This window comes from Psychrobacter sp. 1Y4, from assembly GCF_051847555.1.
Genome location: NZ_JBPYDE010001189.1, coordinates 1 through 510 on the forward strand (window position 1 = coordinate 1; position 510 = coordinate 510).

Sequence of the window (510 nt, forward strand, 5' to 3'; positions counted from 1 at the left end):
TATTTTTATTTCAATTTGGTCTGGCGCTGATTTGTTTTGGGCTGATTAATATATTAGAGCTACCACCAGGGAATACAGAAAAAGTATTTGAGAAATTGGATTTTGTAAGCTTTGGTTTTTTTGCTAGTGGTCTGGCTGCATTGGCTGTCGTTTTAGTACAAGGTCGAATTTTATGGTGGACGACCCCTTGGCTCGTCTATCCACTAATGATTGCTATCGTCGGGATTAGCATCGCGTTATGGATTGAGACGCATCGCAAAAATCCGATGCTACAAGTGCGCTGGATGCGTAGCCGCAATATTATTGCCTTCATGGTGACGGGCGCTGTCATGCGGATTTTGCTATCTGAGCAAAACGTCGGCGCGGCAGGATTGCTCGCCAACCTTGGCTACGGTAACGATCAGCTGGTTACTTTTTATGCTGTTATTATAGCCGCCAGTGCACTGGCTTTGATTATTAGTATCTTTAGTACCAATGCGATGGATTTGCGCCGACCTGTTATTTTTGCAG

The 510-nt window shown here is 44.3% G+C and carries 1 pseudogene; it reads left to right on the forward strand.

The window, feature by feature from the left end:
• Nucleotides 1-510: pseudogene (locus ACS8FC_RS21080) on the forward strand (MFS transporter); the annotation flags it as partial.